Origin of the sequence: Parvimonas parva (assembly GCF_016552165.1) — a bacterium.
In the GTDB taxonomy this organism is placed as follows: domain Bacteria; phylum Bacillota; class Clostridia; order Tissierellales; family Peptoniphilaceae; genus Parvimonas; species Parvimonas parva.
In genome coordinates, this window is sequence record NZ_JACVDA010000036.1 from 1 (window position 1) to 6,287 (window position 6,287).

6 protein-coding genes and 1 pseudogene are annotated in these 6,287 nt (G+C 34.2%); all 7 read right to left on the bottom strand.

The genetic code is table 11. The annotated features are described in order from the left end of the window. Window positions 1-29: 29 nt before the first annotated feature. Window positions 30-281 (bottom strand): annotated as a pseudogene (locus IBJ83_RS08145) (type IV secretory system conjugative DNA transfer family protein); the annotation flags it as partial. 158 nt (window positions 282-439) lie between these two features. Further along, window positions 440-1,450: a DMT family transporter gene (locus tag IBJ83_RS08150; RefSeq protein ID WP_009429029.1), complete on the bottom strand. Its 1,011-nt coding sequence runs from the start codon at window positions 1,448-1,450 to the stop codon at window positions 440-442. Between the two features lie 48 nt (window positions 1,451-1,498). Then, entirely contained in the window at window positions 1,499-2,959 is a 1,461-nt protein-coding gene (mobQ, locus tag IBJ83_RS08155; protein ID WP_009428357.1) for a MobQ family relaxase, read from the bottom strand. A gap of 243 nt (window positions 2,960-3,202) precedes the next feature. Continuing rightward, entirely contained in the window at window positions 3,203-3,523 is a 321-nt protein-coding gene (locus tag IBJ83_RS08160) for a DUF3847 domain-containing protein (protein WP_019117185.1), read from the bottom strand. A 110-nt stretch (window positions 3,524-3,633) separates the two neighbouring features. Continuing rightward, window positions 3,634-4,002 (bottom strand): DUF3021 family protein, encoded by a 369-nt coding sequence (locus IBJ83_RS08165; RefSeq protein ID WP_018659265.1) that lies wholly within the window; start codon window positions 4,000-4,002, stop codon window positions 3,634-3,636. Window positions 4,003-4,100: 98 nt separating this feature from the next. Continuing rightward, the gene (locus IBJ83_RS08170) at window positions 4,101-4,283 is read right to left on the bottom strand and encodes a transposase (protein WP_018659264.1); all 183 of its coding nucleotides are present in this window, start codon (window positions 4,281-4,283) and stop codon (window positions 4,101-4,103) included. 81 nt (window positions 4,284-4,364) lie between these two features. Then, the gene (locus IBJ83_RS08175) at window positions 4,365-6,203 is read right to left on the bottom strand and encodes a recombinase family protein (protein ID WP_019117186.1); all 1,839 of its coding nucleotides are present in this window, start codon (window positions 6,201-6,203) and stop codon (window positions 4,365-4,367) included. Between the last annotated feature and the right edge of the window lie 84 nt (window positions 6,204-6,287).

Here is a 6,287-nt window from a genome sequence, read left to right on the forward strand (position 1 = left end):
CCATTATCTTCAAGCATCTTACCGCACTAAATCACTATCGTTCCTTTAGGATCGGTTACAAAATAGGACGAGTGCATTTGCATTAAATTCGGTTTTACATAAAATCTCGTCTTGCCGGAGCCTGAACCTCCTATGACAAGTATATTCTTGTTTCTTGCATACTTTGGATTTGCTGGTCTGCCGTTCATAGTTAATCGTTCTGTTTGTGTAAGCAAGATATTGTTCTGGAACTTTTCATCCATATACGGTTCTATATCTTTTCTCGTTCCCCAGGAAGCGTTTTGTCAAGTACCTTTTTATATTTATGGACGCTCTTTCTGTAAGCCGTATTAACTTTTAAGCAAAGAAAAACAGTAAACCTTTTTTGATTCACTGTTTCTCTTTGTTGTATTATGCTTATTTCTTAACGGTTATATAAGTTAAGCCATTTTCCAATCATTTATGTGTTTGCATGAGAATGACTGTGTATATGCATAGGGTTAAATATAAAATGTCTATGCTCATGCGAATGTACTACTTTTCCGTGCTTATGCTGGTGGGTATGGACATATCCATTATATATTTTTTCGTTACCAAGCGTATCTTTTATCATAATCAATGTGCTGATTATCATAATGCCGAGGGCGATATAAAATTTTACTGTTGGTCTTTCACCCAAAATGATAAAACTAAATCCCACTCCTAAAAATGGTGCTATAGAATAAAATGCACTTGTTTTTGCTGCACCCAAGTTCTTTTGTGCCATAATATAAAAATTTATACTTAAACCATATGCCACAAAACCAAGTAACATAACCGCAAGTATATATAGTATTTCAGGTAGATGTTCTCCAATGATAAAAGCAATAACAATACTGCCAATACCCGAGAAAATTCCTTTTATTAACACAATTTCCTCAGAACTTTTATCACTTATACTTCTTGTACAATTATTCTCAATCCCCCAACAAATACAAGCACATAAAACAAACATTGAACCTTTATTCAGTGCTAATGCTTCCATCCCCTCAAAGCTAAGAATGACGCTTGATAAAAGTACAAGGACAATAGCAATCCATAATCTTTTAGAAATTTTTTCCTTAAAAATCAAAAGGGCAATGACCGATGTTGCAACAATTTCAAAGTTATTAATTAACGAGACATTAGCAGAATTTGTATTGGCAATGCCAAACATCAGAAATATCGGTGCTGCTATATCAAGAACAACCATTGCAATTGTATAAGGTAAATCATTTATATTAAGCCATTTTTCGTCAGTCAATTTGTTTTGAGTTTTCTTTATTCCAAGTAATATCCCAATACCAACACCTGCTCCTAAATACAAAAAACCGGCAAGCATTGTCGGAGACACATTTGCTAATAATATTTTCGATATTGGTACATTGATTGCATATAATGCTGCTGCTAATATTGCAAAAAATGTAGCTGTTTTATTTTTACTCAGTGTCAAAGCCCCCTTTCTATCTTTTTTAATATTATACCATTTTTTCACTTAGTTTTATAGGTCTAACTCATTCCTCTTTACCTGTGATAGTCGCTTTTCGTGTCCCTCTATTTGCTCTATACAGGTTTTAACTTTTTCAGCCTGTTCAACTTCTTCTCGTATCTCCAATATTTGACTGTATAGGTTCTTTTTCTCTTTCTTCAAAGTGGCAAGTTCTGATTTCCATTTACTGATGGCTAAGGTTTTACTTTCTCCTAAATGGTCTTTCAAATATTTCTTAGCACTTTCAAATAAAATAATTTCTGCCGTATGCTCGTTATAAAAATTCCCCTGTTTGCTTTTCTTTGTCTTGGTATAGGCTTTGTAGGTGTCCTTATGCTTCAAATATTTTTCTGACTGGTCTATGAGTTTTGTTTTATCATCAACTTTCTTTTCGGTATCTTTTAAGGCTCTTGTGGTCTTGTAATTCTTATCTCGTAAGGTAACTATACTTTCTTTTAGCTGGGATAATGAAGTGATATTTTTATCTTTGAGTAGCTGATAACTCTCAATATATTTTTCTAAATCAGCATTATTCTTATCTGCATTTTCACGGATAAGATTTTCAAAGATTGACTGCAAATTTTCTTTGAGTGGGAGGGTGAACTTTGTATTTTCATTTTCTGTATTTTCTTCTTTTCCAATTCCCCTTATCCAATTTAGCAATGCCTTTATTCTTCTTGAGATTTCTTTTAATATCTTGTTTTGATGTATGATTTCTCTGTTGATGTATCCTCTGTCTGTGGATATGCCTTTCTTTTCCATTTGTGTTGCTGATACTCCTAAATGAATGGTCGGTATTTGTTCTATTCCTTGCCTTAGATAAGAGCGATGATCCACTTTCTCCTGTATGCTGTTTTCTTCAAGATATTTGTTTGTGATATCTGCCCATGCTTTTCGCCACTCTTCTGCTTTGTCTTGCTCATTCCAATCTGTTGTATTGATTTTTCGTGTTTTGTAATTTCCATTTTTGAGTTTTACTTTTTCTCCGTTTTCATCAAGGATATATTCCTTTTTTGATTTTGCTCCCCATGTTGTATCCTCGTTTAGTGGTCGCATGGTAAGTAATATATGACAATGTGGGTTTCCATCATTTTTATCATGTATTGCAATATCGGCACACATACCTACTTTTACAAAATTTTCTTTTACATATTCTCGTACAAGATTTATTTGTTTCTCTCGGTCTAATTCTTTGGGTAAGGCTACTTCAATTTCTCTTGCAAGTTGTGAGTTTTTACTCTTTTCTATTTTTTCAACACTATTCCATAATGTCCCTCTATCTGAAAATTCCTGTGGTGCATTTTGTGGTAAAAGAATTTCTGTATGGGCTATTCCACCTTTTCTTGTAAAGTCATGGACTATACCGTCATATTCGTTTTTTATCTTCTCGCCACTTCGATAGGCGGAAGCTGCTACTGCACTTTTGCCTTTACCTCTTGAAATAATCTTTATGCAAAGATGATATATCGCCATAGTAAAAAACCTCCTTTCCATTTTCTGATATGGTTATGGTGGAGATAGATAGAACTTCCTAAAAAAATCGGATAGCTTTTTATCCGATTTCTTTTGGGAAGTACACAAGGGGTAGGAAATTTATTTCCGTAGGGGAGTGTAGCTCCCCCTGTATCAGCGTTAGCTGATATGCCCTCTGCTAAGAGCCTTCGGAGAACGCACGCACCTGTTAAGGTGTATATGTGCGCCCTTGTAAACAAGGGACTATTCCTCTATGTCCGTTTCTTCCTCTTGGGTTTCGGTGTTTTGATTTTCCGTTTCTTCTCTGCTTTCAATGATTTTTTTAATTTTGATATTAGCTTCTTCTTTACGAATTAGAGATGTGATTAGCTGATAAAATTCATCTTTGGTTAAATTCTTACTTTCTGTAAATATGCTTTCAAAGACTGCTCCTTTTTCATATATCCTTTTATCTCTCTTTTTTCTTTCTTCCTGTTTCTGCTGACTGATGAGCTTTTTCCTTTTGTTTTGTAACTGCCTGATTTCTTCATCTGCCATTAAGATTTTTTCTTCTATGTTTTTCATTTTCTCGTTTCCTCTCTTTCTAATTTTGAGCAAAGAAAAACAGTAAACCTTTTTTGATTTACTGTTCCTGTGGTAATTTTTATTAAATTGTTAGTTCTACAAACTGGGATTTATTTAGTTAAAGTTTTCCCAAAAATAAAATATGAAATAGTCCATAAAACTATACCTACAAATAAAAATATTCCAAATACTTTTACATAGTCTAAAACACTATTCAATTTATACCAACCACTTATATATAATAAAGGCAACACTGTTACCAGCATAATTAAGAAGTGTATGACTGATTGCTTAAACAATGACCAATTTTCGATTTCATATATTACAGAAGCTGCAGCTACCGAAGCTATAATGATACCAACTATGAATGTCCCTCTAACCTGGAAAGGATCTATCCCTTGATATTTCATTATTATTGATATTATTGTCATTATGATTAAAGGAATAATTCCCCTAAGTATTGCTATCTTTATTAACATTTAATTACCTCTACAAATTCTAATTTGTTTATCTATATTGACTAATATTATAGCATTTTTTTCGATATTTTTCTACTGTCATATTTCTCTACTCACTACTATTTGTCCTTTGAATGTATTACTTTGAACAGCTTATCTTGAAATGTCTCTTTACTCTTTTTATCAAAATATATCTCTGTTACAAAGGTCTTTCCATTTATCTTCTTTGTAAGAATGCCATCGGGCTTTTGATGTTGTTCTGTCTGTATTTCTTTAATATCTGTTTTCTCATTTTCTGCCATTTAGTTCCTCCTTTCGACTTGCACAAAAAAAAGATTTCCTGTGATTAGGAAACCTCTTTTGCGATTAATTGATATTTGGTTTTAGGTTGTTGCTTGTAGTTTCTTTTTTGCTCTGTATTCTCTTGCTTTTAATTTTTCATACTCTCGGCACTTTTCAAGATTTTTGGCTCTGTATGCTTTAGAATATGCCCTATGATAAGCTCGTGATTTTTCTCTCCTTGCTTCTTCTATTTCTTCCCTCATCTGTATCATTTCTTGTTCTGTCGGCTCTATCTGTTTTGTAAGTTCATTTTCAAATTTTCCGATATAGTTAAAATAAACCTCTATTCGTTGAACTACATATTTTGCTCTTTTTACATCTCTTTCATGCACTGCGATTTTACTGATAAACTCATTGATAATGGTAGGGGTAAGTTCTTCAAAGTTGGAATAGCTTTCTGCAAGTCTGATAAATTTCTTTGCTCTTTGGTTTGCATTTTCACATTCGGATAAGCGTTCTTTGATTTCTTCTTTTTCTGCTTTTAAGGTGTAGTATTCTTCTGCATACTTTCTTGATAACTGCTCATAGCGTTCTGTATCCAGATTTCCAAGTGCATTATCTTCATAGAGTTTATTCATCACTCTTTCTATCTGTTCCATTCGATCTGTGATTTGTGGCATACGCTTTTGATTTTTCTTGACTTCTTCGGTCTGTTCTTTATACAGACTCTCTTTTACAAGTTTCTCAAATTCTGCTTTGTTTTCCAAAGAATACTGTGCTATCTTTCGCAAGACTTCTGCGATATTTTCCATAACCTCATCAACATCAATTCGGTGTGGGGAGTTGCATTTGGGGTGCTTTGCTTTCCCTTTGGCATATTCACTGCAATAGGTTACATGCTGTACTCTTCCATTTTTGTGTATGGTGCGAATGTGCATTTTTGTTCCGCAATCTTTACAGTACATCAAGCCTGAAAGTGCGTGAATTTCTCCATCTCCGTTTGGTCTTTTTACAGGTGCATTTTTTAACATACGCTCTACATTTTCAAAGGTAGTTCTATCTATTATCGGCTCATGCACATTTTCTGTTATTTGCCATTTGCTTTTATCTACATAATGGTTTCTCTTATCTCTGTAATGCTTTTCGGTCTTGAAGTTGACTACATCACCACAATACTCTTGTCTTTTCAGTATGCGTGTTAGAGTTGCTTTGTTCCAGTTATATCTGTTTTCTTCATTTAGTGGTTTGTTTTTTGCTGTTCCTCTGCCTTGTTGTTTCATATAAAAGGTTGGGGTTAGTATTTCTTTTTCTTTCAGGTAAACAGCTATCTGATTTCTGTTTTTCCCCTCCATAAATAGCCTGAAAATGAGTTTTACAACTTCGGCAGCTTCTTTATCAACGATCCAATAATCTTTGTTCTCAGGGTCTTTTATATAGCCGTATGGGGCTTCTGTTGCGACAGGCTTTCCGTCTGCTCCTTTGGTTTTAATTCCTGTCTTTACTTTCTTGCTGATGTCTCTTGCATACCACTCTGACATGATGTTGATAAATGGGGCAAATTCCAATGTGTTTTGGTCAATGCTGTCTATTCCGTTATTGATAGCGATAAAGCGTACATTGTTTCTTCTAAATATCTCCATCGCATTTCCTACTTGGAGATAATCTCTTCCCCATCTTGTCATATCTTTCATGATGACAATTCCTATTTTGCCTTGCTCTACATCGCTTATCATCTGTGTATAGGCTGAACGGTCAAAGAACCTACCGCTTTCGTCATCGTCGATATAGTGGCGAATGTTTATCAGCTTTTTTTCTCTTGCATACCTTTCTAAAAAGGCTTTTTGATTTACAATACTATTACTCTCGCCACCGTCTCTATCTTCATCACCAACTGAAAGGCGGGAGTATAGTGCTGTAATTTTATTGTGATATTCTATCATGGCATTATCCTCCTTTTCTCGTGTCTATATATCACTCCTGTTCAGTTAATATTATGCAACCCATCTTGCTGAACCATACTCTTT